Annotated in this window: 27 protein-coding genes; 19 read left to right on the forward strand and 8 right to left on the reverse strand. The window is 65.1% G+C overall.

Annotated elements, in window-relative coordinates; genetic code table 11:
* Entirely contained in the window at positions 1-1956 is a 1956-nt protein-coding gene (locus tag IQ35_RS06475) for a peptidylprolyl isomerase (RefSeq protein WP_031291503.1), read from the reverse strand.
* 157 nt (positions 1957-2113) lie between these two features.
* Here IQ35_RS06475 and tpiA point away from each other — a divergent pair, with 157 nt between their 5' ends.
* From tpiA to IQ35_RS06490, 3 genes are all read left to right on the forward strand, one after another.
* Positions 2114-2854 carry a triose-phosphate isomerase gene (gene tpiA / locus IQ35_RS06480; protein WP_145072317.1) on the forward strand — a complete coding sequence of 247 codons (741 nt, stop codon included), beginning with the start codon at positions 2114-2116 and terminating at the stop codon, positions 2852-2854.
* 185 nt (positions 2855-3039) lie between these two features.
* Entirely contained in the window at positions 3040-3420 is a 381-nt protein-coding gene (secG, locus tag IQ35_RS06485; protein WP_145072537.1) for a preprotein translocase subunit SecG, read from the forward strand.
* A gap of 89 nt (positions 3421-3509) precedes the next feature.
* Positions 3510-5144, forward strand: a complete 1635-nt coding sequence (locus IQ35_RS06490; protein WP_021245623.1) for a CTP synthase — start codon at positions 3510-3512, stop codon at positions 5142-5144.
* 64 nt (positions 5145-5208) lie between these two features.
* On the opposite strand, the gene IQ35_RS06495 is transcribed toward IQ35_RS06490, so the two are convergent.
* Positions 5209-6393, reverse strand: coding sequence for a PQQ-dependent sugar dehydrogenase (locus IQ35_RS06495; protein ID WP_145072318.1), 1185 nt, complete (start codon positions 6391-6393; stop codon positions 5209-5211).
* 113 nt (positions 6394-6506) lie between these two features.
* Here IQ35_RS06495 and IQ35_RS06500 point away from each other — a divergent pair, with 113 nt between their 5' ends.
* The 6 genes from IQ35_RS06500 (at position 6507) to IQ35_RS06525 (ending at position 10887) form a co-directional block, all read left to right on the forward strand.
* Positions 6507-7691, forward strand: a complete 1185-nt coding sequence (locus IQ35_RS06500) for an acetyl-CoA C-acyltransferase (protein ID WP_145072319.1) — start codon at positions 6507-6509, stop codon at positions 7689-7691.
* 250 nt (positions 7692-7941) lie between these two features.
* Positions 7942-8985, forward strand: coding sequence for a COX15/CtaA family protein (locus IQ35_RS06505; RefSeq protein ID WP_145072320.1), 1044 nt, complete (start codon positions 7942-7944; stop codon positions 8983-8985).
* Positions 8982-9326: a divalent-cation tolerance protein CutA gene (gene cutA, locus IQ35_RS06510; RefSeq protein ID WP_031291501.1), complete on the forward strand. Its 345-nt coding sequence runs from the start codon at positions 8982-8984 to the stop codon at positions 9324-9326. The genes IQ35_RS06505 and cutA overlap by 4 nt, the downstream gene beginning before the upstream one ends.
* A gap of 160 nt (positions 9327-9486) precedes the next feature.
* Positions 9487-9966, forward strand: a complete 480-nt coding sequence (rplM, locus tag IQ35_RS06515; RefSeq protein ID WP_021245618.1) for a 50S ribosomal protein L13 — start codon at positions 9487-9489, stop codon at positions 9964-9966.
* On the forward strand, positions 9966-10505 hold the full coding sequence (gene rpsI, locus IQ35_RS06520) for a 30S ribosomal protein S9 (protein ID WP_021245617.1): 540 nt from the start codon (positions 9966-9968) through the stop codon (positions 10503-10505). Before rplM ends, rpsI begins: the two co-directional genes overlap by 1 nt.
* A 199-nt stretch (positions 10506-10704) precedes the next feature.
* Complete coding sequence (locus IQ35_RS06525) at positions 10705-10887, forward strand: CsbD family protein (RefSeq protein ID WP_021245616.1); 183 nt, start codon at positions 10705-10707, stop codon at positions 10885-10887.
* Positions 10888-10973: 86 nt separating this feature from the next.
* Here the strand turns inward: IQ35_RS06525 and IQ35_RS06530 are convergent, their stop codons facing one another.
* A complete protein-coding gene (locus tag IQ35_RS06530; RefSeq protein WP_021245615.1) occupies positions 10974-12359 on the reverse strand; it encodes an alanine/glycine:cation symporter family protein in 1386 nt (461 codons plus the stop codon).
* A 94-nt stretch (positions 12360-12453) separates the two neighbouring features.
* Between IQ35_RS06530 and glmM the strand changes: the two genes are divergently transcribed.
* The 5 genes from glmM (at position 12454) to IQ35_RS06555 (ending at position 16135) form a co-directional block, all read left to right on the forward strand.
* Positions 12454-13794, forward strand: a complete 1341-nt coding sequence (gene glmM, locus IQ35_RS06535) for a phosphoglucosamine mutase (RefSeq protein WP_021245614.1) — start codon at positions 12454-12456, stop codon at positions 13792-13794.
* Positions 13794-14018, forward strand: a complete 225-nt coding sequence (locus tag IQ35_RS06540) for a DUF1272 domain-containing protein (RefSeq protein WP_021245613.1) — start codon at positions 13794-13796, stop codon at positions 14016-14018. Before glmM ends, IQ35_RS06540 begins: the two co-directional genes overlap by 1 nt.
* The gene (gene thiD / locus IQ35_RS06545) at positions 14015-14776 is read left to right on the forward strand and encodes a bifunctional hydroxymethylpyrimidine kinase/phosphomethylpyrimidine kinase (RefSeq protein ID WP_145072321.1); all 762 of its coding nucleotides are present in this window, start codon (positions 14015-14017) and stop codon (positions 14774-14776) included. The genes IQ35_RS06540 and thiD overlap by 4 nt, the downstream gene beginning before the upstream one ends.
* Positions 14769-15368 (forward strand): ribonuclease HII, encoded by a 600-nt coding sequence (locus IQ35_RS06550; protein ID WP_145072322.1) that lies wholly within the window; start codon positions 14769-14771, stop codon positions 15366-15368. The genes thiD and IQ35_RS06550 overlap by 8 nt, the downstream gene beginning before the upstream one ends.
* A gap of 83 nt (positions 15369-15451) precedes the next feature.
* Positions 15452-16135, forward strand: a complete 684-nt coding sequence (locus IQ35_RS06555) for a L,D-transpeptidase family protein (protein WP_145072323.1) — start codon at positions 15452-15454, stop codon at positions 16133-16135.
* Between the two features lie 48 nt (positions 16136-16183).
* Here the strand turns inward: IQ35_RS06555 and ahpF are convergent, their stop codons facing one another.
* Entirely contained in the window at positions 16184-17767 is a 1584-nt protein-coding gene (gene ahpF / locus IQ35_RS06560) for an alkyl hydroperoxide reductase subunit F (protein WP_021245609.1), read from the reverse strand.
* 166 nt (positions 17768-17933) lie between these two features.
* The gene (gene ahpC / locus IQ35_RS06565; RefSeq protein ID WP_021245608.1) at positions 17934-18497 is read right to left on the reverse strand and encodes an alkyl hydroperoxide reductase subunit C; all 564 of its coding nucleotides are present in this window, start codon (positions 18495-18497) and stop codon (positions 17934-17936) included.
* A 205-nt stretch (positions 18498-18702) separates the two neighbouring features.
* Between ahpC and IQ35_RS06570 the strand changes: the two genes are divergently transcribed.
* Positions 18703-19155 carry a hypothetical protein gene (locus tag IQ35_RS06570; protein WP_242003299.1) on the forward strand — a complete coding sequence of 151 codons (453 nt, stop codon included), beginning with the start codon at positions 18703-18705 and terminating at the stop codon, positions 19153-19155.
* On the opposite strand, the gene IQ35_RS06575 is transcribed toward IQ35_RS06570, so the two are convergent.
* Positions 19156-19500 carry an ArsR/SmtB family transcription factor gene (locus IQ35_RS06575; protein WP_021245606.1) on the reverse strand — a complete coding sequence of 115 codons (345 nt, stop codon included), beginning with the start codon at positions 19498-19500 and terminating at the stop codon, positions 19156-19158.
* Between the two features lie 288 nt (positions 19501-19788).
* Here IQ35_RS06575 and IQ35_RS06580 point away from each other — a divergent pair, with 288 nt between their 5' ends.
* The gene (locus IQ35_RS06580) at positions 19789-20913 is read left to right on the forward strand and encodes a site-specific DNA-methyltransferase (RefSeq protein WP_145072325.1); all 1125 of its coding nucleotides are present in this window, start codon (positions 19789-19791) and stop codon (positions 20911-20913) included.
* An 83-nt stretch (positions 20914-20996) separates the two neighbouring features.
* Positions 20997-22121 carry a dihydropteroate synthase gene (folP, locus tag IQ35_RS06585; protein WP_145072326.1) on the forward strand — a complete coding sequence of 375 codons (1125 nt, stop codon included), beginning with the start codon at positions 20997-20999 and terminating at the stop codon, positions 22119-22121.
* Here the strand turns inward: folP and IQ35_RS06590 are convergent.
* Together IQ35_RS06590 and IQ35_RS06595 are read right to left on the reverse strand one after the other, a co-directional pair.
* Positions 22118-22738, reverse strand: a complete 621-nt coding sequence (locus IQ35_RS06590) for a hypothetical protein (protein WP_031291495.1) — start codon at positions 22736-22738, stop codon at positions 22118-22120. The two genes, folP and IQ35_RS06590, sit on opposite strands and share 4 nt — an antisense overlap.
* A gap of 91 nt (positions 22739-22829) precedes the next feature.
* Positions 22830-24272 (reverse strand): sigma-54-dependent transcriptional regulator, encoded by a 1443-nt coding sequence (locus tag IQ35_RS06595; RefSeq protein ID WP_145072327.1) that lies wholly within the window; start codon positions 24270-24272, stop codon positions 22830-22832.
* Between the two features lie 153 nt (positions 24273-24425).
* Here IQ35_RS06595 and IQ35_RS06600 point away from each other — a divergent pair, with 153 nt between their 5' ends.
* Entirely contained in the window at positions 24426-24551 is a 126-nt protein-coding gene (locus tag IQ35_RS06600) for an aa3-type cytochrome c oxidase subunit IV (protein WP_021245601.1), read from the forward strand.
* A 26-nt stretch (positions 24552-24577) separates the two neighbouring features.
* Positions 24578-25699, forward strand: a complete 1122-nt coding sequence (locus tag IQ35_RS06605) for an NAD(P) transhydrogenase subunit alpha (protein WP_021245600.1) — start codon at positions 24578-24580, stop codon at positions 25697-25699.
* The last annotated feature ends 23 nt before the right edge of the window (positions 25700-25722 follow it).

Raw genomic sequence — 25722 nt, forward strand, 5'->3', positions numbered from 1 at the left:
TTACTGCGCGCCGCTGTTGGTCGCGGTCAGCGCGCGCTCGACGCCCGCCACGGCGTTGGCGTTGCGCTTGACGCCCATCCGCTTTTCGACCGCGCGCTCGAACTGCTGGCCATATTCCTCGCCGACCACGTTGCCCAACTGGTCGCGCACCTGCGCCAGCAACTGCGGCTGGTCCTTCGCGTCGCCGCTCTTGATGGCGTTGAGCTGCACGACGAAATAGCCGCGATCCTGCCCGATCGGCAGCGTCTTCACGCTGCCCTGCGCCATGGAAAAGAGGATGGCGACTTCCGCCGGGGGACGCTGTTCGCCGCGCATGATGTCGGCGCGGCGGCCGCCCAGCACCTGCGGCGGGGGCAGCTTGACGCCCGCCTGCGCGATGGCGTCGGCCAGCTTCATGCCCTTGGCGACCTTCGCCCGGATATCCTCGGCCAGCGCCTTCGCCTTCCGATTGCCCTGGTTGAGCTTATATTGCAGCGCCACCAGCGCCTTGACCTTGGCCAGCGGCGGGGGCGCGGCGGCCACGATTTCGCCCGGCGCGGCCAATGCATAGCGCTTGTCGGGCGTGATCGGCACAAGCTGCGCGTCGTCGTCGGCGCTCATGGCGAAGACGGGCGCCAGCAGCGCCTTCATGTCGGGGGTCGGCTCGTGAAGCTGGTCCTCCGCCTGCTTGCCGTCCGCCAGCAGCAGGGGCGTGGTTTCGAGCTTGAGGCCGTTGTCCTTCACCACTTCCTCGAAGGTGCCGCCATCGGCGATCTGATCCTCGATCTTGCCGGTGAAGTCGGTCAGAAGCTGCTTTTCCTTCTGCGCGCGCAGCGTCTCGACGATCTCGCCCCGCACGGTGGGAAGCGCTTTCGCGGGGATGCTCTGAACCGCCGTCACGCGCAGCAGCACCCAGCCCAGCGCCCCGCGCACAGGCCCGGCCATCTCGCCCTGCTTCGCGGCAAAGACGGCGTCCGCCACCGCCTTCGACGCCGAAGCGGTCAGCGCCTCGCGGCTCTGGTCCTTGAGCGTGGAGACGGCCAGCCCAGCCCCCTGCGCCGCGGCGGCGAGCGATTTGCCCGCCTTCACCTGATCGGCAATGGCCTTGGCCGCCGCTTCGGTCGGCAGCACAAGCTGCTCCACGCTGCGATTTTCCTTCGCGGCATAGGCGGCCTTGTTCTGGTTGTAGGCGGCGGCGATCTCCGCCTCGCTCGGTTGCGCCGCCTGCGCGAAGCGTTCCGTGTCGATCACGGCATAACGGATGCGCCGCTGCTCGGGAATCGTGAAGCGCGCGGCGTTCGCCTTGTAGAAGGTATCGAGCTGCGCGTCGGTCGGCTCTTTCTCCTCAAGGAACGCCTGCGCCGGGATCGCCGCGACCGTGCCCTGCCGCGCCTCCAGCAGCAGCGAGGCATAGGGCAGGACCATGCTGTCGGGCAGCTTCACGCCCAGGCCCAGCGGGGCGAGCATCTGCCTTTCCAGGATTTCGCGGCTGATATCGTCGCGCAGCATCTGTTCGGTGATGCGCTGGCTGACGAGAAGCTGGCGGAACTGGTCCTGGCTGAAATTGCCCGCCGCATCCTGGAAAGCGGGGATCTGCGCGATCTGCGCGTCGACCAGCCGCTTGCTGATATGGACGCCCTGATCCTTCGCATATTCCTTGATGGTGAGCGAGGAGACGAGCTGGTCGTAAATCTGCGCCGCGCCGCCCTGCGCGAAAAAGTCGGTGATCTGCATCCCCGGATCGGACCGGCGCGCATTTTCGAATACGCGCTGCACCCTGTCCTGCAACTCCGTCATGGTGAGTCGCGATCCGCCCGCCTTCGCGACGGTTTCGCCGTTGCCCAACATGCTGCCGGTGCCGAACTTGCCGCTGGTGACATCGCCCAGAATGAACGCGGCGGCGATCACAGCCAGGAACAGGATGGCGAAGATCGCCCCGACCTTGGAGTGAATAAGACGGCGGAAAGTCGTGAGCATGAATAAAGGCTTCCGAACAGCGGCTGTGAGGCGGCCCGCTTTAAGGGCGGATCGGCGCGGCGGCAAGGTCTGGCGGGACGGGGCGGGCTGGACAATTGCCGCCGCGCCGTCCATCGCGCACGCCACGTGCAGCAAGACATTCAAGGGGAAATGATCGATGGGCAGGCGCAAGCTGGTTGTCGGCAACTGGAAGATGAACGGCCTCAAGGCGCAATTGGGCGAAGTGGAAGACATCGGCGCGCTCGCCGCGCGGCATCCCGCCGTCGAGGTGGGCCTCTGCCTTCCCGCCACGCTCATCGCCCCGGCGCAGGGCGTGAAGGGCGCGGCCTTCATCGGCGCGCAGGACTGCCATATGCACGGCAGCGGCGCGCATACCGGCTGCCTGTCCGCCGCGATGCTGGCCGAAGCGGGCGCGGGCTGGACCATCGTGGGCCATAGCGAGCGGCGGCAGGATCAGGGCGAAACCGACGCCGACGTCGCCGCCAAGGCGCTGGCCGCGAAGGCGGCGGGCCTCAAGGTGATCCTGTGCGTCGGTGAAAGCCTCGACGTGCGCGACGCGGGCCATGCGGAATCGGTCGTCTCCGCGCAGCTTCTGGCCTCCCTGCCGCAAGGCGCGGCGGCGGACTGGCTCGCCATCGCCTATGAACCGATCTGGGCCATCGGCACCGGCCGCATCCCCACCATGGAAGCGGTCGAGGCCATGCACCGCGCCCTGCGCGCCGCGCTCGCCACGAAGATCGGGGCAGAGGCGGACGGGATGCGAATCCTCTATGGCGGCTCCATGAACGGCGACAATGCGGCCGAACTGCTGGCGATTGGGGACGTCGACGGCGGCCTCGTCGGCGGCGCGAGCCTCACCGCCGCGAAATTCGCCCCCGTGATCGCGGCGGCGTGCTGAACCTTCGGGTCATGCTTGCTGAGGGGGAAGCAAAACCATAGCCTCGCGCCGGCCCGCTTCCCACCCATAACCGCTACGCCGTAAAACCCTATAATCGCCCGGACCCAACCCTCCCGGTTGCCCCCGCGCGCTATCGTCGCTATGTGCGCGGCAACGCACCCTTCACCGGACAGAAACGCAACCGCATGTTCACCTTCCTCCTCGTCGTGCAGGCCATTGTCGCCGCCTGCCTCGTCACCGTCATCCTGATGCAGAAGTCGGAAGGCGGCGGGTTGGGCGTCGGCGGTTCTCCGGCGGGGTTCATGTCGGCGCGCGGGGCGGCGGATTTCCTCACCCGCTCGACCACCGTCCTCGCGACGATCTTCGTCGCGCTGTCGATCACGCTGGCGGTCATCGCGTCGGTCCGCCATGCGCCCAGCAGCATCGATACCTCGCTGGTGAAGCAGGCCCCCGCCACGCCGCAGCAGGCTCCGGCGACCGGCGGCAACGCCGATCCGCTGGCGGGCGCGGCCGGTGCGGTCGGCAACGGCAGCGCCTCCAACGGCGCGGTTCCGCTCGCCAACTGACCTTTTCGTCGATCGATTGATCTTTTTTGCGTGCGTGGGGATTCCCGCGCTTGCCCAACTCGCTTGTAAAAGGCTAAGCCTCCTCTCCCATGGCGCGGTATATTTTCATCACCGGCGGCGTGGTCTCCTCGCTTGGCAAGGGCCTGATGGCCGCTTCGCTTGCAGCCCTGTTGCAGGCGCGAGGTTTCCGTGTGCGTATCCGGAAGTTCGATCCCTATCTCAACGTCGATCCGGGCACGATGAGCCCGTATCAGCATGGCGAGGTCTATGTGACCGACGACGGGGCGGAAACCGACCTCGACCTCGGCCATTATGAGCGGTTCACGGGCGTTTCGGCGCGCCAGTCCGACAATGTGACGCAGGGCCGCGTCTATCAGACGATCATCGCGCGGGAGCGGCGCGGCGACTATCTGGGCGCGACGGTGCAGGTGATTCCCCACGTCACCGACGAGATCAAGGCGTTCGCCATCGCCGACACCGAAGACCTCGACTTCGTGCTGTGCGAGATCGGCGGCACGGTGGGCGACATCGAATCGCTGCCCTTCATGGAAGCGATTCGCCAGCTTCACAACGATCTGGGCCGCGGCCAGTCGATCTTCGTCCATGTGACGCTGGTCCCCTATATCGCGGCGGCGGGCGAGCTGAAGACCAAGCCGACGCAGCACAGCGTCCGCGAACTCACCTCGCTCGGCATCCAGCCCGACATTCTCCTGTGCCGCTGCGAACAGCCGCTGCCCGACAGCGAGCGGCGCAAGATCGCGCTTTTCTGCAACGTGCGTCCCGAAGCGGTCATCCCCGCGCTCGACGCCAGCAGCATCTATGCGGTCCCGACCCAATATCATGCCGAAGGGCTGGACGACGAAGTGCTCCGCGCCTTCGGGATGGAAGGCGCGCCGCAGCCCTCGCTCGACCGCTGGCACGACATCATGGACCGTCAGCAGAACCCCGAAGGCGAAGTCACCATCGGCGTGGTCGGCAAATATGTGGGCCTCCCCGACGCCTATAAATCGCTGCATGAAGCGCTCCATCATGGCGGTTTCGCCAACCGGGTGAAGGTCAACATCCGCTGGATCGACGCCGAACTGTTCGAGGAAGAGGGCGCGGACATCGCCGCCCGGCTCGAACCCATGCACGGCATCCTCGTCCCCGGCGGCTTCGGCGTGCGCGGCAGCGAGGGCAAGATCGCCAGCGTCAAATTCGCCCGCGAACGCGGCGTGCCCTTCTTCGGCATCTGCCTCGGCATGCAGATGGCCTGCATCGAAGGGGCGCGGAACACGGCGGGGATCGCCAACGCCTCCACCACCGAATTTGGCGAAACCAGCGAGCCGGTCGTCGGCCTCATCACAGAATGGATGAGCAAGGAGGGCCTTCAGCAGCGCACCGCCGACACCGATCTGGGCGGCACCATGCGTCTGGGCGCCTATCCCGCCAAGCTCACCGGCAACAGCGTCGTCGCGGGCATCTATGGCGCGACCGAGATCAGCGAGCGCCACCGCCACCGCTATGAAGTCAATGCAGGCTATCGCGAGCCGCTGGAGAAGGGCGGCCTCATCTTCTCCGGCATGTCGCCGGACGGCACGCTGCCCGAAATCGTCGAGCGGCCCGATCACCCCTGGTTCGTCGGCGTGCAGTTCCACCCGGAACTCAAGTCCAAACCCTTCGACCCGCACCCCCTCTTCGCGGGCTTCATCGAAGCGGCGCTCAAGCAGAGCCGGCTGGTGTAACGACCTCCGTTCGGACGGACTCATAATCCAATATCTCCGTTCGCTTGAAGCGAACGGAGATAAGCTATTTCGCAGGCGTCAGCTTGAGCAGCCGCCCCTGCGATCCCTGCCCGCCATCCTCCAGCAGCCACAGCGCGCCTTCCGGCCCTTGCTCCACTTCGCGGATGCGCGCGCCCATGTCCCACTGGTCGGCCTTGGCGGCGTTCTCGCCGTCCAGCTTCACCCGGACCAGCGCCTGCCCCGACAGCGCGCCCAGGAACAGCGACCCCTTCCACTGCGGAAACAGGTCGCCCGAATAATAGACCAGCCCCGCGGGCGAAATGGAGGGATTCCACCAGACCTTGGGCGCCTCGAACCCATCATGCGGCTGGTGATCGGGAATGTCGCGCCCATCATAATGGCTGCCGTTCGACGCCTTGGGATAGCCATAATTCGCTCCCGGCTTGATGAGGTTCACCTCGTCGCCGCCCTGCGGTCCCATTTCCTGCTCCCACAATCGCCCGTCCTTGTCGAAGGCCAGCCCCAGCAGGTTGCGGTGCCCGTATGACCAGACCGCCGGATGGAATCCCTTGCCGGCCAGCGGATTGCCCGCCGCCGCCGTGCCGTCGGGATTGAGCCGCAACACCTTGCCCAAGGTCGCCTTCGGGTCCTGCGCCGGATCGAATTTCTGCCGCTCGCCATTGGTGAAGAACAGATATTTCCCGTCCGGCGAAAAGGCGATGCGCCCGGAATAATGGCCGTTCCCGTCCACATAGGGGGCGGCGCGGAAGATCGTCTTGAACCCGTTCAGCATCGCTTGCGGAGGGCAGGGCGCGCGGACGCATTGCACCTGCCGCTCGACAATCTGGCCCATGCCCAGCGCCACGCCCTTGCCGCCCGCGCCCTGTTCCGACCAGCTCAGATAGACGATGCCATTGTCCTTGAACTGCGGATGCAGCACCACGTCCATCAGCGCGCCTTGCCCTGCGCTGTCCACGCGCGGCCCGCCGTCGATGCCCACCTGGACCTTGCCGTCCCAGCTCTTATCCTTGTTGCGCGGATCGAACAGCACCAGTTCGCCCGCCTTCTCCGTCACCAGCAGGCGGCCATCGGGCAGGAAAGTCATCGCCCAGGGTGCATCGAAATCGGCGATCACCTCGGTCTTGAAGGGCTTGCCCGCCGTCTCGGCGCGGTTCTGCCCCGTCGCATTGTCGGCCGAGCAGGCCAGCAGGACGAGCGGCAGCGCGGCGAAAGAAAAATGGCGTATCATATGTTTCTCCCTTGCGCTTCCAACCCACGGGCGGGCGGCGCGTTCCGCATTGCAATCGGCGGCTCTGGACCTAGATAGACGATGTAATATTATTGCACGGAAAGGAAATGGCCATGAGCAGCGATCCGGTCGTCATCGCGGGCTATGCGCGCACGCCGATGGGCGGATTCCAGGGCGCGCTGTCGCCGCTCAAGGCCACGGAACTGGGCGCGGCGGCGGTGAAGGCGGCGGTCGAGCGCGCGGGCGTCCCCGCCGATGCCATCGACCGCATCTATATGGGCTGCGTTCTCCCCGCCGGCCTGGGGCAAGCCCCCGCGCGCCAGGCGGCGCTGGGCGCGGGCCTGCCGCAATCGGTCGAGGCCACCACCGTCAACAAGATGTGCGGATCGGGGATGCAGGCCGCGATCATGGCGCAGGAGGCGCTTCTTGCCGGGACCGCCGATATCGTCATCGCGGGCGGCATGGAAAGCATGACCAACGCCCCCTATGCGCTGCCCAAGCACCGCTCCGGCGCGCGCATCGGCCATGACCGCATCATCGACACGATGATGATGGACGGGCTGGAGGACGCCTATGAACCCGGCAAGGCGATGGGCGTCTTCGCCGAGGAAGCCGTGCGCGACTATCAGTTCACGCGGCAGGATCAGGACGCCTACGCCATCCGCTCGCTCGAACGCGCCAACGCGGCCATAGCGAGCGGCGCCTTTGCAGGGGAAATCACGCCGGTCACGGTCAAGGGCCGGGGCGGCGACACCGTCATCGACACCGACGAACAGCCCGGCAAGGCTAAGCCCGACAAGATTCCGTCGCTCAAACCCGCCTTCGTCAAGGATGGCACGATCACCGCCGCCAACGCCTCCTCCATCTCGGACGGCGCGGCGGCGCTGGTGATGACGCGCCGAAGCGTCGCGGAAAAGCTGGGCCTGCCCATCGTCGCGAAGGTCGTCGCCACCGCCGCCCACGCCCATGAGCCGTCGAAATTCACCACCGCGCCGGTCCCTGCCATGCGCAAGGTGCTGGAGAAAGCAGGCTGGTCGGTCGAGGATGTCGACCTGTTCGAAGTCAACGAAGCCTTCGCCGTGGTCGCCATGATCGCCGCGAAGGAACTCGCCATTCCCGCCGAAAAGCTCAACGTCAACGGCGGCGCGACGGCGCTCGGCCATCCCATCGGCGCGAGCGGCGCGCGCATCCTCGCCACCCTGATCGCCGCGCTTCAAAGCCGTGGCGGCAAGCGCGGCGTCGCCTCCCTCTGTATCGGCGGCGGCGAAGCGACCGCGATGGCGATCGAACTGGCGTAAAAGCAGGAGGATTGCGTAGGCAGGCGCGCGCGATAGTTGCGTGGGGCCAGAGGCGGACGGAAGAGGGGACGCTGCAACGTCCGCAAACCACCCATAACCGCCATTCCGCTCCCCTTCCGCAAATTCATACATCCCAAAAGGCAAAACCCGCTCCGCTTCCGCAGAAGCGCGGCACCACGCCCCGATAGGGCATTTTGTCCCCGGCGCTCCCCCTTGAATCCCGCGAGGCTTGGGCGCATGAACCCGGCCCATGACCGCGACCGCTTTTCGTTCCGCCGCGCCTGCCGCGCGTCCCGCCGCCATTGCCCGTTGGCTGCTCATGGTGGCGGCGCTGGTCTTTTGCATGGTGGTGGTGGGCGGCATCACGCGCCTCACCGAATCGGGCCTGTCCATCACCCAATGGAAGCCGATCACCGGCGCGATCCCGCCGCTGACCCACGATCAGTGGATGGAGGCGTTCCGCGACTATCAGAAAATCCCGGAATATCAGCAGCTCCGTCAGGGCATGAGCCTCTCCGATTTCCAGTTCATCTTTTTCTGGGAATGGGTGCACCGGCTGCTCGGCCGTCTGATCGGCGTGGCCTTCGCCCTGCCGCTGATCTGGTTCGCGGCGAAGCGGGCGATCCCGGCGGGCTATGGCTGGCGTCTGGTGGCATTGCTGGCGCTGGGCGGATTGCAGGGCGTGATCGGCTGGTGGATGGTGAAATCGGGCCTGTCGGTCCGCACCGACGTCAGCCATTATCGTCTGGCCGTGCACCTGCTGACCGCGCTGTTCATCATGGGGGCGCTGATCTGGACGGCGCTCGATCTTTTCGCGCTCGCCCGCTATTCCCGCGCGCGGCCGGCCCGGCTTCGGCCCTTTGCGTTGCTGGCGCTGTTCCTGTTGTTCGTGCAACTCCTGTTCGGGGCGTTCACCGCCGGGCTGAATGCCGGCTATGTCTCCAACACATGGCCGCTGATGAACGATCATTTCGTGCCGGAAGGGATCGAATGGGTCGGCTCGCTGTGGGCGACGGTCTCCAGTGATCCCTATCTCGTCCATTTCATCCATCGCTGGTGGGCGTGGATCGCGGCGCTGGCGCTCATCATGCTCGCGCGCAAGGCGAAGCGGGTGGGGGAGCGTGGGCCGTCCATTGCGATCAATGCGGCGGTGGGCACGCAGATCGTCCTTGGCATCGCCACCGTCCTCAGCGGCATCGCCCTGCCGCTCGCTGTGCTGCATCAGGCGGTCGGCGCGCTGGTGGTCGCCTCCGCCGCATGGGGCGCGCACGCCATCGGCATGCGCCGGGCATGAGCGGCGGCGTCGCGATCGTCTACACCCTGTTCGGATCGGCGGAGAGCGCCGAGCGCATCGCGCGGCAATTGGTGGCGGAACGGCTGGCCGCCTGCGTCAACATGCTGGCGCCCTGCACGTCGATCTACGCATGGGAAGGCGCGCTCCAGCGTGAGGCCGAAATCCCCGTCCTGCTCAAGACCGCGCCGGAAAAGCGCGACGCGTTGATGGCGCGGCTGGCGGAACTGCACGACTATGAAGTCCCCGCCATCCTCGCGCTGCCGGTGGAGGCCGCCCATGCGCCCTTCGCCCGGTGGATCGCTGGCCAGACCAGCAGCGCGGAGCATTGTCCGTCGGACTAAAAGGCGAGCGATGTGCCTCCGTAAAACGAGAGGTATTATTTTACCCGCCGCGAATCCCGCCGAATCTCTTGACTTCCGCCTCCCCACCCGTCATGAGCGCCCATCTTCCGATCGCCCGAAAAAGCGTTCGGTTCACTATTTCATTCTGGAGATTGGCACCATGAAGGCGCTGATGAAGACCACGAAGCCGGCGACCCCGGCAACGGTCGAAAAGAAGTGGATCCTGATCGACGCGGAAGGTCTCGTCGTCGGCCGTCTCGCTTCGACCGTAGCGAATATCCTGCGCGGGAAGCATAAGACGAGCTTCACCCCGCACGTCGATTGCGGCGACAATGTCATCATCATCAATGCCGGCAAGGTGAAGTTCACCGGCCGCAAGATGACCGACAAGGTCTATTACAAGCACACCGGCTATGCCGGCGGCATTAAGGAAACCACGCCCGCCAAGATCCTGGAAGGCCGTTTCCCCGAGCGCGTCCTGGAAAAGGCGATTGAACGCATGATCCCTCGTGGTCCGCTCGGCCGTCAGCAGATGCGCAACCTGCGCATCTTCGCCGGCGCCGAACACGCCCATGAAGCGCAGAACCCCGAAGTGCTCGATTTCGCGTCGCGCAACCGCAAGAACAAGGTGGGTGCATAATGTCCGATAACCGCCAGTCCCTGTCCGACCTCGCGTCGCTGACCGCCAATGCGCCCGCCGCTGCCGAAGCGCCCGCCGCTGTTGCCGCCGACGATACGCCCATCGCGCCCGTGCAGCCTTCCGCTCCGCTGCGCGCTCAGGAAATCGACAGCCTCGGCCGCGCTTATGCGACCGGCCGCCGCAAGGATGCCGTCGCCCGCGTATGGGTGAAGCCCGGCACCGGCAAGATCACGGTCAATGGCCGCGATCAGGAAATCTATTTCGCGCGTCCCACGCTGCGTCTCGTCATCAACCAGCCCTTCGGCGTCACTGATCGCGAAGGTCAGTATGACGTGATCGCCACTGTCAAGGGCGGCGGTCTGTCGGGCCAGGCCGGCGCGGTGAAGCACGGTATCGCCCAGGCGCTCAGCAAGTACGAACCGGCGCTTCGCAGCGCGGTCAAGGCCGAAGGCTTCCTGACCCGCGACAGCCGCGTCGTCGAACGTAAGAAGTACGGCCGCGCCAAGGCCCGCCGCAGCTTCCAGTTCTCGAAGCGCTAAGCGGTTCATACAGGATTTTCGAGAAGGGGCCGGTTATCCGGCCCCTTTTTCGTTGGCGGTCATGGACGGTCGGCGCAACCTTTGTTGTCCGTCGAAAACGGCCATCTTATGCTCCCTTGTCGTTGCGTTCCCGTTCCGGTGGCAACCGCTTGCCCTTGGCGCTCGTTTAGCTTGCAACCCTAACCAAGGAGAGATCGACATGGGTGAGATGACCGACAAGATGAAGGCCGCGGGCAACAAGGCGGCCGGTGCAGTCAAGGACGCGGCCGGCAAGGCGACCGGCAATGAACGCCTGCAGGCCGAAGGCAAGGCGCAGAAGGCCAAGGGCACCGTGCAGGACGTGGCCGGTTCCGCCAAAGGCGCACTTGGCGACAAGATCTGACGTGCGGGTTTTATAGCGGCAAGAGGGCTCGTTTCTTTCGGGAACGGGGCCTCTTGCCTTTAGCCGTTTGCATGGGCTGATCCATGTCAGGCAGAGCGGCCCGTCCCATCGTTATGGTGCAGATAGCCCCGTACGTCCCGTCGCAGTTCCCCGGCGCACAGATAGAGCGCGATGACATTGGGAATCGCCATCAGGAAGAAGCTGCTGTCCACGATGCCGACCACCCGACCCAGATCGATCGCCGCCGCGGGGGGCAGGGCGACGATGTAGAGGATCTTATAGGCCCATTGCGCCCGAGGTCCATTGCCGAACAGGTAGCCCCACGCCTGCAATCCATAGAATCCCCACGCCACCAGCGTAGAATAAGCGAAAAGAAATACCACCACCGCGAGCAGCCACGGGAACCATGGCGACACCTTGGCAAAGGCGGCCGAAGTGATCGCGATCCCCTCCAGTCCCGTATTCCATGTTCCCGCAACCACCAGCGCCAGCCCGCCCAGCGCGCACACGATCATCGTGCCCAGCAATGGCTCCAGCAGCGCGACCAGCCCTTCGGACACCGGATGCCGCGCCCGTGCAAGGCTGTGCGCCATGACGGCGGACCCGACGCCCGCCTCGCTCGCGAATACCGCGCGCCGCATTCCCGCGACGAAAGCGCCCACCGCGCCGCCCGTCGCCGCGCTGCCGGTCCATGCGCCCTGCCAGATTTGCGCCAGCGCGCCCGGGATGGCGTCCATATGCAGGATGAGGATCGCCGCCACGCCCGCCAGATAGACCGCGACCTTGAGCGGCGTCAGGCGCTTCGCCACCTCGCCCAGCCATGCAGCGCCGCCCAGCGTCACCAGCGCCACCGCCCCGGCCAGGAACACGCCATAGGCCCAGCCGTTGCCAAGACCCGTCACGACCTTCACCTGCGCGAAGCTCTGGTTCACCTGCACCATCGGGATCGCCCCGAACAACGCGAAGAAGGCATATAGTCCGCCCAGCATCAGCCCCGCCTTCGGCCAGCCCCGCGCCGCGCCCACGGCTTTGAGCACGTACATCGGCCCGCCATGCACATGGCCTCGATCATCGAAGACCCGGTATTTGAGGCCCAGCGTCACCTCCGCCATCTTCACCGTCATCGCGAACCAGCCGATGACGAACATCCACAGGATCGCGCCGGGGCCGCCCATGGTCAGCGCCACCGCGACCCCCGCGATATTGCCGAGGCCGATGGTCCCCGACAGGGCGGTCGACAGCGCCGCCCACTGGCTGACATCGCCCACTGCCTCGCCCTTGTCCGGCTGTGTCCGCAGGATGCGGATCGCGCGGCCCACCTGCGTCACATTGGGAAAGCCCAGCCATGCCGTGAAGAAGAGCATGGGCACCGCCAGATACAGCACGATCAACTCGATGTGCGTTCCCAGCACCGGCATCTTGAAGAACACCGTGCCCGACAGCGCGTCGACCCATGCGTTGAAACTTTCCATCCGTCCCGATTGACGGCTACCCAGTGGAAAGTCGAACAAAGATTGCTATGGAGGCGATGAATTTCCCCGCAGCAGGAACGGCGGCAGGCACGATATGAGCAGGCAATATTTCGGCACCGACGGAATCCGGGGCCGCACGAATCAATGGCCGATGACCGCCGAACTGGCGATGAAGGTCGGCATGGCGGCGGGCCGTCATTTCCTGCGCGGCAGCCACCGCCATCGTGTCGTCATCGGCAAGGATACGCGCCTGTCAGGTTATATGGTGGAGAACGCCCTTGTCGCGGGTTTCACCGCTGTCGGCATGGATGTGGTGCAGTTCGGCCCGATCCCGACGCCGGCGGTCGCGCTGCTGGCCCATTCGATGCGGGCGGACCTGGGCGTCATGATATCCGCGAGCCACAATCCTTATTTCGACAATGGCATCAAGCTGTTCGGCCCGGACGGCTACAAGCTGTCGGATGAGGACGAACTGAAGATCGAGGCGCTGCTGGATCAGGATATCCCGCTCGCCGCGTCGCAGGATATCGGCCGCGCCCGCCGCGTGGAGGATGCGCGCGGCCGCTACATCCATGCGGTCAAGTCCAGCTTCCCGGCCGACCTGCGGCTGGACGGCATGAAGATCGTGGTCGATTGCGCCAATGGTGCCGCCTATCAGGTCGCGCCGTCTGCCCTGTGGGAATTGGGCGCGGAAGTGATCGCGGTCGGCGTCACGCCCAACGGCACCAACATCAACGACGGATGCGGCTCCACTGCGCCACTGCTTTGCCAGGAAACCGTGGTATCATCGGGCGCGGATATCGGCATCGCGCTGGATGGCGATGCCGACCGGCTGATCGTGGTGGACGAGAAGGGCAATATCGTCGATGGCGACCAGATCATGGCCCTGATCGCGGCCAACTGGGCGCGGGAAGGCACGCTGCGCGGCGGCGGTCTCGTGGCGACGATCATGTCGAACCTTGGCCTTGAGCGGTTCCTGACCGGACAGGGTATCGCCCTTGAGCGCACCAAGGTTGGCGACCGATACGTGCTGGAACGGATGCGCGAGGGCGGCTTCAATGTCGGCGGCGAGCAATCGGGCCACATGATCCTGTCCGATCATGCGACCACCGGCGACGGGACCATTGCAGCGCTGCAAGTGCTGGCCGCGCTGGTCCGCTCCGGCAAACCGGCAAGCGACGTGCTGCACCAGTTCGACCCCGTGCCCCAGCTTCTGAAGAATGTCCGCTTCGCTGGCGGCAAGCCGCTGGAGCATGAGGACGTGCAGCGCGTCATCGCGCAGGCTGAGGCGGAACTGAACGGCTGCGGCCGCCTCGTCATCCGCCCGTCCGGCACGGAGCCGGTGATCCGCGTCATGGCAGAGGGGGATCGTGAGGATCAGGTGAAGGATGTGGTCGACCGCATCTGCGCGGCGGTGGAGAAGGTCGCGGCATAATGCTGGAAATGCGCCCGGATTGCGAACGCTGCGGCGTCGACCTGCCCGCTGACCAGGCGGGGGCCTTCATCTGTTCCTTCGAATGCACCTTCTGCGCGGCCTGCGCGGAGGCTCTGGACGATCGTTGCCCCAATTGCGGCGGCGAATTGATGGACAGGCCGACCCGGACGGGCAAGGCGCTGGCCGCCAATCCCGTATCGACGGAGCGGCGCCGCAAGTCATGAGCATCGCGCGCATCCTCATCATCGCGGGGTCCGACAGCGGCGGCGGCGCGGGTATTCAGGCGGACATAAGGACCGTTACCCTGCTGGGCGGCCATGCCATGACCGCGATTACGGCGATCACCGCGCAGAACACGCTGGGCGTGCAAGGCGTCCTTCCCGTGCCGACGGACATGGTGCTGGCGCAGATAGAGAGCGTCATAGGCGATATCGGCGTGGATGCGGTGAAGATCGGCATGATCGGATCGGCGCAAACAGCCGCGGCCGTCGCGGACAGGCTGGCCGCGCTGGATGGCGTGCCTATCGTCTTCGACCCCGTGATGGTCGCGACCAGCGGATCGGTGCTGGCGGATGAAGCGACCGTTGCGGCCTTTGAAAGGCTGATGGCGCTCGCGGCCGTGATGACGCCCAACCTGCCGGAACTGGAGGCGCTGGGCGGGGAAGAAGCGGCAGTCCGATTCGCGACCCATGTGCTTGCGAAGGGCGGGCATGGCGAGGGACCGATGTTGACCGATCGGCTGATCGGGCCGCAGGGCGTGGTGAAGGCGTGGAGTAGCGCCCGGATCGACACGCCGCACACGCACGGCACCGGCTGTACGCTGGCGAGCGCCATCGCGACCGGGCTGGGGCAGGGGCTGGATCTGGTGGACGCCATAGAGCGCGCGCGCAATTATGTGCGGCAGGCCCTGTCGCTCGCGCCGGGGCTGGGGCAGGGGCAAGGGCCGATGGGGTCGCCCTTCGGATTTCACGTCCATGCCTGATTTTTCCCACGAGTTGCGTCATCATCCCGGCCTCGTCGCGGGCGTGGACGAGGCGGGCAGGGGGCCGCTGGCGGGGCCGGTGGTCGCTGCTGCCGTCATCCTGCGCGCGGAAGATTGCCCCGACGGCCTCAATGACAGCAAGCAATTGACCGCTGCCCGCCGCGCGACGCTGGAGGTGGAGATCAAGGCGCGGGCGCTGTGCTGGGGCATCGGGACGGCCAGCGTGGAGGAAATCGACAGCCTCAACATCCTCTGGGCGACGATGCTGGCGATGAAGCGGGCGATGGAGGCGTTGAGCCAGGACTGCGCGCATGTGCTGGTGGACGGCAATCGCTGCCCCGACTGGCGCTGGCCCGCGACGGCGGTGGTGGAGGGGGACGCGAAATGCCTCTCGATCTCCGCCGCCTCGATCCTCGCCAAGGAGGCGCGGGACCGGATGATGGTGGAGGCCGCCGCGCTCCACCCCCATTATGGCTGGGAAAGCAATAAAGGCTACGGCAGTCCGCACCATCTGGCGGCACTGCGCCAACATGGGCCGACGGCGTTCCATCGCCGCAGCTTCGCGCCGGTGGCGCAACTTCTGCTGCTCTGACCAGCCTGTCCCGCCATGGGACTGATGCGGCAAGCTGTTAACGCCGGTCTGGCATATGGCTAACATATGGTTAAAAAAGGTTCATGCCTTTTGCTTTGCGCCAATCCCTGCTGCCGCTTGCGCTTGCCGCATTTTGCGCGCTGCCTTCGGAGGCGAGCGCCGCGCCCGTCCTGCCGGATGAGTCCGCGCTGGCCGCGGGCGGGTATCGCTGGCTGGACGAAGGGCCGTGGACCGGGCCGATCTATATGGTCATCAGCATCGACAGGCAGATGGTGCACGTCTATGCCGGCGACCGGCTGATCGGCGCGGCATCCGTTTCCACGGGCATGAAGGGGCACCGCACGCCCACCGGGGAATATCCGATCCTGCAAAAGCGGCAATGGCACCGCTCCAACCTCTACAGCAATGCGCCCATGCCCTTCATGCAGCGGCTGACATGGGATGGCATCGCGCTTCATGCCGGGCATAATCCGGGCTACCCCGCGAGCCACGGCTGCATTCGCCTGCCCCATGCCTTTGCGCGGCGGCTGTTCGAAATCACGCAGCTGGGGACGCTGGTGAGCGTGACAGCCGACCGCCTGTCGCCAGCACTGATGCTGGATACGCTGGTGATGGGTGATCCGGAAAGCACGGTGGTCACCTTCTCGCCCCGAAGCGCGCAGCAGAAGCAGGGTCCGGAGGACGCCGTGCCGGCGAACCGAAATGAGAAAGGACCGCCCACTCTGGAAGTCGATCCCGCGATCTTCGTGCCGCGCTTTTCCCGATAATGCCGGAGGGGACGGTCCTTTTACCGGACCGTCCCCCTGGCTTGTTGCTCAGGCCGCTTCGGCGGTCTCGTCGCTCGCGGGCAGGCGGATCATATAGTCGAAGGCGGAAAGCGCCGCCGTCGATCCCGCGCCCATAGCGATGACGATCTGCTTGTAGGGGACCGTCGTGCAGTCGCCCGCCGCGAAGATGCCCGGCTGGCTGGTTTCGCCCCGCGCGTCGATCTCGATCTCGCCGCGCGGGGATAGGGTCACCGCGTCCTTGAGCCATTCGGTGTTCGGCACCAGCCCGATCTGAACGAAAATGCCCTCCAGCTCGATGTCATGCTCGGTGCCGTGATTGCGGTCCTTGTAGCTGAGGCCCGTCACCTTGTTGCCGTCGCCATTGACCTGCGTCGTCAGCGCCGATGTGATGATCTTCACATTGGGCAGGCTGGCGAGCTTGCGCTGGAGCACGGCGTCGGCGCGCAACTGGCTGTCGAACTCGATCAGCGTCACATGGGCGACGATGCCCGCCAGATCGATGGCCGCTTCGACGCCGCTATTGCCGCCGCCGATCACCGCCACGCGCTTGCCCTTGAAGAGCGGGCCATCGCAATGGGGGCAGTAGGCCACACCCTTGTTGCGATAGTCATCCTCGCCCGGTACGCCCATCTGCCGCCAGCGCGCGCCGGTGGAGAGGATCACCGTGCGGCCTTTCAGCGATGCGCCGTTTTCCAGCACAACCTCATGATAGCCGCCTTCGGTCTTGGCCGGGATCAGCTTCGCCGCCTTCTGGAGGTTCATGATCTCGACGTCATAGTCCTTGACGTGCTGTTCGAGATGCGCGGCGAGCTTCGGCCCTTCGGTATGGGGGACGGAGATGAAATTCTCGATCGCCATGGTGTCGAGCACCTGACCGCCGAAACGCTCCGCCGCGATGCCGGTGCGGATGCCCTTGCGCGCGGCATAGATCGCCGCCGCCGCGCCCGCTGGGCCGCCGCCGACGATCAGCACTTCGAACGGGTCCTGCGCCTTGATCTTCTCGGCGGCGCGTTCCGCCGCGCCGCTGTCGATCTTCGCGACGATCTGCTCCAGTTCCATGCGGCCAGAAGCGAAAGGCTCTCCGTTCAGGAAGACGGTGGGCACCGCCATGACCTTGCGCGCATCGACTTCCTGCTGGAACAGCGCGCCATCGATGGCGACATGGCTGATGCGGGGATTGAGCACGCTCATCAGGTTCAGCGCCTGCACCACGTCGGGGCAGTTCTGGCAGGAGAGCGAGAAATAGGTTTCGAAGGCGAAGTCGCCGTCCAGATCCTTGATCTGCTCGATCAGGTCCTGCGCCGCCTTCGACGGATGACCGCCCACCTGGAGCAGCGCCAGCACCAGGGACGTGAACTCATGGCCCATCGGCAGGCCCGCGAAGCGCACGCCGATGTCTGTTCCCGCCCGGCGGATAAGGAAGCTGGGCTTGCGCTTGTCGTCGTCGGCGCGGACCACGGACACCTTGTCCGACAGTTCGGCGATTTCGTTCAAAAGCTCCTGCATTTCGCGCGATTTCGCGCCGTCATCCAGCGAAGCCACCAGCTCGATCGGCTGGGTGATGTTCGCCAGATAGCCCTTGAGCTGTCCTTTGAGATTTGCGTCCAACATCGATTATGGCTCCGTTGCATGAGAAGAGGTGCGCGGTCAGGCCGCAAGCCACCAGTTCCGAGGGAAAGGATGGCCCATCCCTCGGAGAGATTTGGTCTGAACATGTCAGAGATCAAGCCGCGCCGGGCCGGGGATGCTCCCCGAAAGCCCGGCCGCGGAAAAGTCGTCAGATCTTGCCGACGAGGTCCAGCGAGGGAGCAAGGGTCTTTTCACCCTCTTCCCATTTGGCCGGGCAGACTTCGCCGGGGTGGCTGGCCCAATATTGCGCCGCCTTGATCTTGCGAAGCAGTTCGGTCGCGTTGCGGCCGACGCCTTCCGGGGTGATCTCGACAAGCTGGATCACGCCTTCGGGATCGAGCACGAAGGTGCCGCGGTCCGCCAGGCCGACGCCTTCGCGCAGCACGCCGAACTGGTTCGACAGGTCGTGATTCTGGTCGCCCAGCATGTAATAGTTGATCTTGCCGATGGCCGGCGAGGTGTCATGCCAGGCCTTGTGACAGAAATGCGTGTCGGTCGACACCGAATAGACTTCCACGCCCATGCCCTGAAGGGTGGGGTAGATGTCGGCCAGATCTTCCAGTTCGGTCGGGCAGACGAAGGTGAAGTCGGCCGGGTAGAAGAAGAAGACGGCCCACTTGCCCTTCACATCGGCATCGGTGACATCGACGAACTTGCCTTCCTTGAATGCGGTTGCCTTGAACGGCTGGAGGGGGGTGTTGATAAGCGCCATGGGCTTTCCAGTTCCTTCTCTTGGGGTTGTCGTGTGAAGCCTATGTAGGGAAGGAGGCGAGTCGGGGGAAATTGGTTTTCTCGGACTTGTAGATAGAGAAAATCGATTACTGCACGGATTATTGATCGACCGGATCATTCCAATCTCGTGAACCAGGAACGATGTGGGGCGTTGCCGCCCTGTTCGCTTTTCGATGGAGAAGAAGATGGTGCGCCTCTATTTCATTCCCGTGGCTTTGGCGATCGCGCTGGCGGGCTGTGCCAAAAGCACGGAAAATGCAGCCGGCAATCAGGCGATCCAGGCGGGCGATGTGGAAACGATCGAGGATGTGGACGCCTTGGGCAACGGCGCGCCCGACGCGGCTCGCCTGCCGACCGACGATTGGGTGGGACGCTGGACGGGACCGGAAGGGCTTTTCCTGGATATCCAGCCTTCGCCCGACGGGAAGCCGGGCCATTATGCCATCGCCAATCAGGATACGCTCGACCGGAAAGAAAATTACAGCGGTCTGGCGGAGGGCGCGACGATCCGTTTCGTTCGCGACGGGCACGATCTGGCGATCCGTCCCGGTAAGGGCAGCGAAACCGGCTTCAAATATCTGGCGGAGAAGCAGGAATGCCTGATAGTCGTTCCGGGGCGGGAAGGCTATTGCCGATAGCTATTCGCCGTCGCCCAGACCCTCCAGCGCGCTGAACCGCTGCGACCAGAGCGCGCCATAGACGGCCATCCATTGAACCACGGGAGCAAGGCCCTTGGCGCGGGCGGTATAATAAGTCTCCCGCCCTGCCCGGCGCGCGGTGACAAGCCTCGCCTGCTTCAACTTGCCAAGATGGCGGGACACCATGGGTTGCGACACGCCCGATATGGCGGTGAGGGCGTGAACGCTTTGCTCCCCTTCGCGCACCAGATATTCGAGCAGGGCGCGCCGGGTGCCATCCGACAGCGCCTTGAACAGGGCGTCGCGAAGGACGGATCGGTCTTCCTGATAGGGAGGGGCAATCATCCGTATTGCATAATCAAAAGGTTATGAATAGGTCAACCCAAAGCCGGTTTTCGATCCGAAGCGGGCGTTAACCAAAAAAAACTTCGTGAACGGGACAGGCTGAGTCTTTTTCGCCACACTACCCGATATGGAGTCCAGTCGGCATTTGCAGACTCAATATCTCGTGGCTACCCTCTTCGTTCTCCATTCCGTTAACCTTTCTATGAGGGTTAACGGATAAGTTACTGATCTTGACGGTAGACTCCTGAGGACTCATCGCTGGGCCTCGAAACCAACGGGGGTTGCTGCATGGGTGTCATGGAACGCGTCGCGACGCGGCGGAAGAAGGCGGTCGCGCCGGTAGAGATTGAGGCGGACCGTCTGCTGCGGGGCGATTGCATCGCGGAAATGGCGAAGCTGCCCGATGGCTGCATCGACATGATCTTCGCCGATCCGCCCTATAACCTGCAACTGGGCGGCGACCTGTTCCGGCCCGAAGGCGGACGCGTGGACGCGGTCGATAATGATTGGGACAAGTTCGACACGCTGGGCGCCTATGACCGCTTTACGAAGGCATGGCTCAAGGAAGCGCGCCGCATCCTGAAACCCAACGGCACCATCTGGGTGATCGGCAGCTATCATAATATCTTCCGGGTCGGCGCGGCCTTGCAGGACGAAGGCTTCTGGATTCTCAACGACATCATCTGGCGCAAGGCGAACCCGATGCCCAATTTCAAGGGCACGCGCTTCACCAACGCGCATGAGACGCTGATCTGGGCCAGCCAGGGCGAGGACAGCAAATATACGTTCAACTACAAAGCGATGAAGACGCTCAATGACGAATTGCAGATGCGCTCGGACTGGGTATTGCCGATCTGCGGCGGGCAGGAGCGGTTGAAGCGCAACGGCACCAAGGCGCATCCGACGCAAAAGCCCGAGGCGCTGCTTTACCGGGTGCTGCTGGCCTGCACCAAACCGGGCGACGTGGTGCTCGATCCCTTCTTCGGCACCGGCACGACGGGCGCGGTCGCCAAGCGCCTGGGCCGCAAATGGATCGGCATCGAGCGTGAGGACAGCTATATCGAGGTCGCGCTGGAGCGGATCGAGGCCGCGCTGCCGCTCGACGAATCTGCGCTCACCATCATGCAGAGCGCGAAGGCCCAGCCCAAGGTGGCGTTCGGCACGTTGGTCGAAACCGGCTATTGCCAGCCCGGCACGGTTCTGACCGATGTGAAGCGCCGCTGGCAGGCGGTGGTGCGCGCGGACGGATCGCTCGCCATCGGCAAGGAAGGCGGATCGATCCACAAGATCGGCGCGAGCCTGCAAGGCGCGCCGAGCTGCAACGGCTGGACCTTCTGGCATCATGAGGTGGACGGCAAGCTGCAACCCATCGACACGCTGCGGCAGACCTATCTGCTGGCGAACGAGCCTTGATTTCTCCGTCCGTTCGGGCTGAGCCTGTCGAAGCCCTGTTGGAAGCGTGGCTCTTCGACAGGCTCAGGGCCAACGGAGTGTAGATGAACCTGTCCCATATTCCCGCCGACGCGCGCTTCACTCTCAAGCCGACATGGTTCGTGCCGTCGCCTATCGGATTGCCCGATGGCGCCGCCGCGCGCATGGGCAATGGGTTGATCTGGTTCCAGGGCTATGAACTGACGGCCCGCCGAGATGGCGCGCGAGCGGTGCGGGTGACGATCCCCGTGGAGGGATTTGCCGATATCGTGGCCCGCCTGCCCGACGCGCTGGCGGAACGGGCGCACAGGCTGGCCGCGCATATCTCTGCTCCGCGCCCGCCGCTGGCGCTTGGCGATCGGACGATCCGTTTCGATGCGCCGCAGGTCATGGCGATCCTGAACGTGACTCCCGACAGCTTTTCCGACGGGGGAAAGCATATCGGCGATCCCCAGGCGGCGGCGGATACGGGCTTCGCCATGGCGGCGGCGGGCGCGGCGCTGGTCGACGTGGGCGGAGAGTCGACCCGTCCCCGCGCCGCAAGACTATGGGAAGGCGATGAGATCGCCCGCATCGTTCCCGTGATCGAACGGCTGGCCGCGGCAGGCGTGCCGGTATCCGTCGATACGCGCAAGGCAGCAGTGATGGAGGCGGCGCTCGCGGCCGGGGCCAAGATCGTCAACGATGTGAGCGCACTGCGGCACGATCCGCGCAGCATGGAAGTCGTCGCGGCGGCGGGATGCCCGGTGATCCTGATGCATGCACCGTCGGCGGGGGATGATCCCCATGATAATCCGGCCGGCTATGCCGATGTCGTGTCGGATGTTTTCGACATGCTGGAAGAACGGGTTGAAGCCTGCGTCGCGGCCGGCATTGGCCGGGAGAGGATCATGGTCGATCCGGGACTTGGCTTTGGCAAGGGGCTGGCCGACAATCTGGCGCTGGTGAATGGATTGGCGGCATTTCAGGGGCTGGGCGTGCCGCTGCTCTTTGCCGGAAGCCGCAAGCGCCTGATCGGTGCGCTCTCCAATGAAGCGCCTGTGTCCGAACGGCTGGGCGGATCGATCGCCCTCGCTTTTCGCGCGGCCCAGCAGGGTGCCCAGATGGTGCGTGTCCATGACGTCAAGGAAAGCGTACAGGCGCTGCATCTCTGGCGCGGGCTGGCCGATGCGGGGCTGAGCGCGGTCTAGTTGGCCGCGTTGGATGCCTGTGCCGGCAGCCTGCCCTCGGGCGTCTCGCTCCTGGGCGCAAAGGACCGCAAACTGTCGAGCAGCTTTTCCGCGATCGCCTGATATTGCTCGCTCAACATTTCGGGATAGACGAAGGTGGCGGTCACGATCGACCCGTCCGGTTGCTTCAACAGGCGCACGGCGACATTGTTGCCCTCCCCGTCATTCGCCGTGCCGCGATATTCATTGTCCCCGATGAAGTCTCCGTCGACGCCTTCCGAACCGCTGCTCACTGCTGCCACGATCTGCTGCAATGTCTGATTCGCGTCGTTCTTCTGCCAGAAGACCCGGACATCCGCGCCCGCGCCCGGATCCTCGTAAACGACGCCGTCCGCGTTGCTGGCCGATGCATCCTTCACCCAGCCTTCCGGGAAGGTCACGGAAAAGCCGCGTTCCGCATTCACATAATTGAGGTTTTCCATGTCTTCCGCCTTCTGGCTGGCCATCGCGCTGGCCGCCGCCGCATTGGCCGCTGCCGCCAGCGCTTCCTGGCTGGGCATGTCCCCCACAGGTTCGGCCCGCCCGCAGGCGACAAGGGCGAGGAAAGGAAGACAGGCGGCAAGGGAAGCGGTTTTCATGCGTCGTTCAAAAGCATAGCCGCCGCCACTTTTCAACGGCGCAGCATGTTTCTTCGCGATGACGCGCCTTCATGCCGGGATGCGCAGGCTTTCAGGCGGCGTTGTCGATGCCCAGTTCGGCCAGTTTCCGGTAGAGGGTCGAACGGCCTATGCCCAGCCGCCGCGCGACTTCCGTCATGCGCCCGCGATAATGGCCGATGGCCAGGCGGATCACGTCCGCCTCGATCTCGGCAAGCTGGCGGACATGGCCGTCGCCTTCGAACAGCGTGATGCCCGCCCCCTCCCGGTGCGACCGGCGGGCGGCGGGGATAAGGACGGACGGCGTCGCATCCCGCGCGCCGATCTGCGCCGCGATCTGGGGAAAGTCCTGCGGCGTCAGGGCATCCCCTTCGCAAAGCACGGCGGCGCGGAACAGGGCGTTTTGAAGCTGGCGCACATTGCCCGGCCATTCATGCTGCATCAGCAGGGCCAGCGCATCGTCGGTCAGGCCCAGGCTCCGCAAGCCCGGCTGGTCCGCGATCCGCGCCAGCAGATGACGGCACAGTGCGGGAACGTCGCCGATGCGCTCGCGCAGCGGAGGGATGGTCAACTGCACGACGTTGAGTCGGTAATAAAGGTCTTCGCGAAAACGCCCCGCTTCGATTTCCTCCAGCAGCCGCTTGTTGGTCGCGGCGATGACGCGCACATCCACATGGACCGGCCGGCGCGCGCCGATCGGCTGCACCTCGCCGTCCTGGAGCACCCGCAGCAGCTTGACCTGCGCGTCGAACGGCATCTCGCTGATTTCGTCGAGGAAGATCGTCCCGGTTTCCGCCGCGACGAACTTGCCGATATGCCGTTCGAACGCGCCGGTGAAGGCCCCGCGTTCGTGTCCGAACAGCTCCGATTCGACAAGATTGGCGGGAATGGCGCCGCAGTTGACGGTCACCATCGGCTGCTTGTGGCGGGGGGAGGCCGCGTGGATGGCGCGCGCCAGGACATCCTTGCCGACGCCGCTTTCGCCTTCGATCAGCACGGGGACGCGCGCGCGGGCCGCCTTTGCCGCGACGGCGAGCGCGGCGCGGAAGCGGGGAGCCGAACCCACGACATCCTCGAAGGAGAGCGGTGCGGTGATCTTCTCCGTCAGCGGACGAAGCTCGCTGTTGATGTCATCTTCGCTCAGCGTGGCGTTGAGCGCCGCCAGAAGCCGTTCGGGCGCGATCGGTTTGGAGAGATAATCGGTGGCGCCCGCGCGCATGGATTCCACCGCGGCCGCGACATTGTCATGCGCTGTCAGTATGAGGATAGGCAAGGCCGGCCGCCGCGCGCGCAATTCCCGAATCAGTTCCGCCGGTTCATAGGACGGGCACCATTGGTCGAGCAGGATCGCATCGAGGCGCATCCCGTCCTGCGTGCCCAGCGTGGCGATGGCGGTTTCCCCGTCATTCACGAAAATCGTGCGCCACCCTGCCCGCGCCGCGAGCGCCGCCACAAGACGGCGCTGCGCCGGTTCATCGTCGATCAGCATCAACATGGGAACGCCGTCGCGCGTCATCCTGCCCCTCATTCCAATACAGGCGGCAAAGCTTAATGCAGGGGAGTAAAGGCGCCCTTAACCTGAAAGATTTTCTTGTTGCATTGCGGGTTGAGGGGCGGGCAGGCAGAGGATAAGAGGTTCGGCGATGACGTCGTCAGGAAGGAAGAGGGCATGGTCCAAGAGGGAAATATCAAAAGCGCGACCGAAACTTATGAAGGGTTCGTGGCCGTCATGAAATGGGGCACGGTCGCTTCTCTGATCGCGGGTGCGATCGTGGTGCTGCTGATCTCGAGTTGAAGGTCGGTTTGCACAGGGGGATGTCCATGAAAATTGCGATAATCAAGGAGCTTGCCGCTGGCGAGCGCAGGGTCGCCGGCACGCCGGAGACCGTGAAGAAGTTCAAGGCCCTTGGCGCTGAGGTGGCGGTCGAAAGCGGTGCGGGGCTGAACGCCTCGATTGCCGACGCCGATTATGCCGCGGCAGGGGGCGTGGTGGGTGATCGCGCCGCGACGGTTGCGGGCGCGGATATCATATTGGGTGTGCAGGCGCCCGATCCGGCGAATCTCTCCGGCGCGAAGCCGGGCGCGTGGATCGCGGCCAGCTTCAATCCTTTTGGCGAGCGTCCCCGCGTGGACGCTTATGCCGCCGCCGGGTTGGAGGCGCTGGCGATGGAGTTCATGCCGCGCATCACGCGCGCGCAGTCGATGGACATATTGTCGTCCCAGTCGAACCTGTCGGGCTACAAGGCGGTGCTCGACGCCGCCGCTGAATATGGCAAGGCTTTCCCGATGATGATGACGGCGGCGGGCACGGTGTCCGCGGCCAAGGTCTTCATCATGGGCGTGGGCGTCGCCGGGCTTCAGGCAATCGCGACCGCTCGCCGTCTGGGCGCGCAGGTGTCGGCGACGGACGTGCGCTCCGCAACCAGAGAACAGATCGAATCGCTCGGGGCCAAGCCGATCTTCGTCGAAAGCGTGAAGGGCATCGAGGGCGAAGGCTCGGGCGGCTATGCCACCGAAATGTCGGAGGAATATCAGAAGGCGCAGGCCGAACTGGTTTCCAGCCACATCGCCAAGCAGGATATCGTCATCACCACGGCGCTGATCCCCGGCCGCGCCGCGCCGCGCCTCATCACCGACGCACAGATCGCGACGATGAAGCCGGGCAGCGTGATCGTCGACCTGGCCGTCGAGCAGGGCGGCAATGTCGAGGGCGCGGTCGCCGGTGAAGTGGTCGAGCGTCACGGCGTCAAGATCGTGGGGCACAGGAATGTGCCCTCGCGGCTGGCGGCGGACACTTCGGCCCTGTTCGCGCGCAACCTTTACAATTTCCTGTCCGCCTTCTGGGACAAGGAAAAGAACGCGCCCGTGCTGGACGAAGAGATCGGCAACGCCATCCGCCTGACGCAGGGCGGCAAGGTCGTGAACGAACGCCTTCTGGGGTGAGGTAATGGCGCGCGGCCGGAGTG

Origin of the sequence: Sphingobium wenxiniae, assembly GCF_007830065.1 — a bacterium.
GTDB classification, from domain to species: domain Bacteria; phylum Pseudomonadota; class Alphaproteobacteria; order Sphingomonadales; family Sphingomonadaceae; genus Sphingobium; species Sphingobium wenxiniae.

Bases quoted from the DNA above. Each gene is read 5' to 3' on its own strand.
- IQ35_RS06475 (WP_031291503.1), bottom strand. From the start codon at position 1,956: ATGCTCACGACTTTCCGCCGTCTTATTCACTCCAAGGTCGGGGCGATC.
- tpiA (WP_145072317.1), top strand. From the start codon at position 2,114: ATGGGCAGGCGCAAGCTGGTTGTCGGCAACTGGAAGATGAACGGCCTC.
- secG (WP_145072537.1), top strand. From the start codon at position 3,040: ATGTTCACCTTCCTCCTCGTCGTGCAGGCCATTGTCGCCGCCTGCCTC.
- IQ35_RS06490 (WP_021245623.1), top strand. From the start codon at position 3,510: ATGGCGCGGTATATTTTCATCACCGGCGGCGTGGTCTCCTCGCTTGGC.
- IQ35_RS06495 (WP_145072318.1), bottom strand. From the start codon at position 6,393: ATGATACGCCATTTTTCTTTCGCCGCGCTGCCGCTCGTCCTGCTGGCC.
- IQ35_RS06500 (WP_145072319.1), top strand. From the start codon at position 6,507: ATGAGCAGCGATCCGGTCGTCATCGCGGGCTATGCGCGCACGCCGATG.
- IQ35_RS06505 (WP_145072320.1), top strand. From the start codon at position 7,942: ATGACCGCGACCGCTTTTCGTTCCGCCGCGCCTGCCGCGCGTCCCGCC.
- cutA (WP_031291501.1), top strand. From the start codon at position 8,982: ATGAGCGGCGGCGTCGCGATCGTCTACACCCTGTTCGGATCGGCGGAG.
- rplM (WP_021245618.1), top strand. From the start codon at position 9,487: ATGAAGGCGCTGATGAAGACCACGAAGCCGGCGACCCCGGCAACGGTC.
- rpsI (WP_021245617.1), top strand. From the start codon at position 9,966: ATGTCCGATAACCGCCAGTCCCTGTCCGACCTCGCGTCGCTGACCGCC.
- IQ35_RS06525 (WP_021245616.1), top strand. From the start codon at position 10,705: ATGGGTGAGATGACCGACAAGATGAAGGCCGCGGGCAACAAGGCGGCC.
- IQ35_RS06530 (WP_021245615.1), bottom strand. From the start codon at position 12,359: ATGGAAAGTTTCAACGCATGGGTCGACGCGCTGTCGGGCACGGTGTTC.
- glmM (WP_021245614.1), top strand. From the start codon at position 12,454: ATGAGCAGGCAATATTTCGGCACCGACGGAATCCGGGGCCGCACGAAT.
- IQ35_RS06540 (WP_021245613.1), top strand. From the start codon at position 13,794: ATGCTGGAAATGCGCCCGGATTGCGAACGCTGCGGCGTCGACCTGCCC.
- thiD (WP_145072321.1), top strand. From the start codon at position 14,015: ATGAGCATCGCGCGCATCCTCATCATCGCGGGGTCCGACAGCGGCGGC.
- IQ35_RS06550 (WP_145072322.1), top strand. From the start codon at position 14,769: ATGCCTGATTTTTCCCACGAGTTGCGTCATCATCCCGGCCTCGTCGCG.
- IQ35_RS06555 (WP_145072323.1), top strand. From the start codon at position 15,452: ATGCCTTTTGCTTTGCGCCAATCCCTGCTGCCGCTTGCGCTTGCCGCA.
- ahpF (WP_021245609.1), bottom strand. From the start codon at position 17,767: ATGTTGGACGCAAATCTCAAAGGACAGCTCAAGGGCTATCTGGCGAAC.
- ahpC (WP_021245608.1), bottom strand. From the start codon at position 18,497: ATGGCGCTTATCAACACCCCCCTCCAGCCGTTCAAGGCAACCGCATTC.
- IQ35_RS06570 (WP_242003299.1), top strand. From the start codon at position 18,703: ATGGTGCGCCTCTATTTCATTCCCGTGGCTTTGGCGATCGCGCTGGCG.
- IQ35_RS06575 (WP_021245606.1), bottom strand. From the start codon at position 19,500: ATGATTGCCCCTCCCTATCAGGAAGACCGATCCGTCCTTCGCGACGCC.
- IQ35_RS06580 (WP_145072325.1), top strand. From the start codon at position 19,789: ATGGGTGTCATGGAACGCGTCGCGACGCGGCGGAAGAAGGCGGTCGCG.
- folP (WP_145072326.1), top strand. From the start codon at position 20,997: ATGAACCTGTCCCATATTCCCGCCGACGCGCGCTTCACTCTCAAGCCG.
- IQ35_RS06590 (WP_031291495.1), bottom strand. From the start codon at position 22,738: ATGAAAACCGCTTCCCTTGCCGCCTGTCTTCCTTTCCTCGCCCTTGTC.
- IQ35_RS06595 (WP_145072327.1), bottom strand. From the start codon at position 24,272: ATGACGCGCGACGGCGTTCCCATGTTGATGCTGATCGACGATGAACCG.
- IQ35_RS06600 (WP_021245601.1), top strand. From the start codon at position 24,426: ATGGTCCAAGAGGGAAATATCAAAAGCGCGACCGAAACTTATGAAGGG.
- IQ35_RS06605 (WP_021245600.1), top strand. From the start codon at position 24,578: ATGAAAATTGCGATAATCAAGGAGCTTGCCGCTGGCGAGCGCAGGGTC.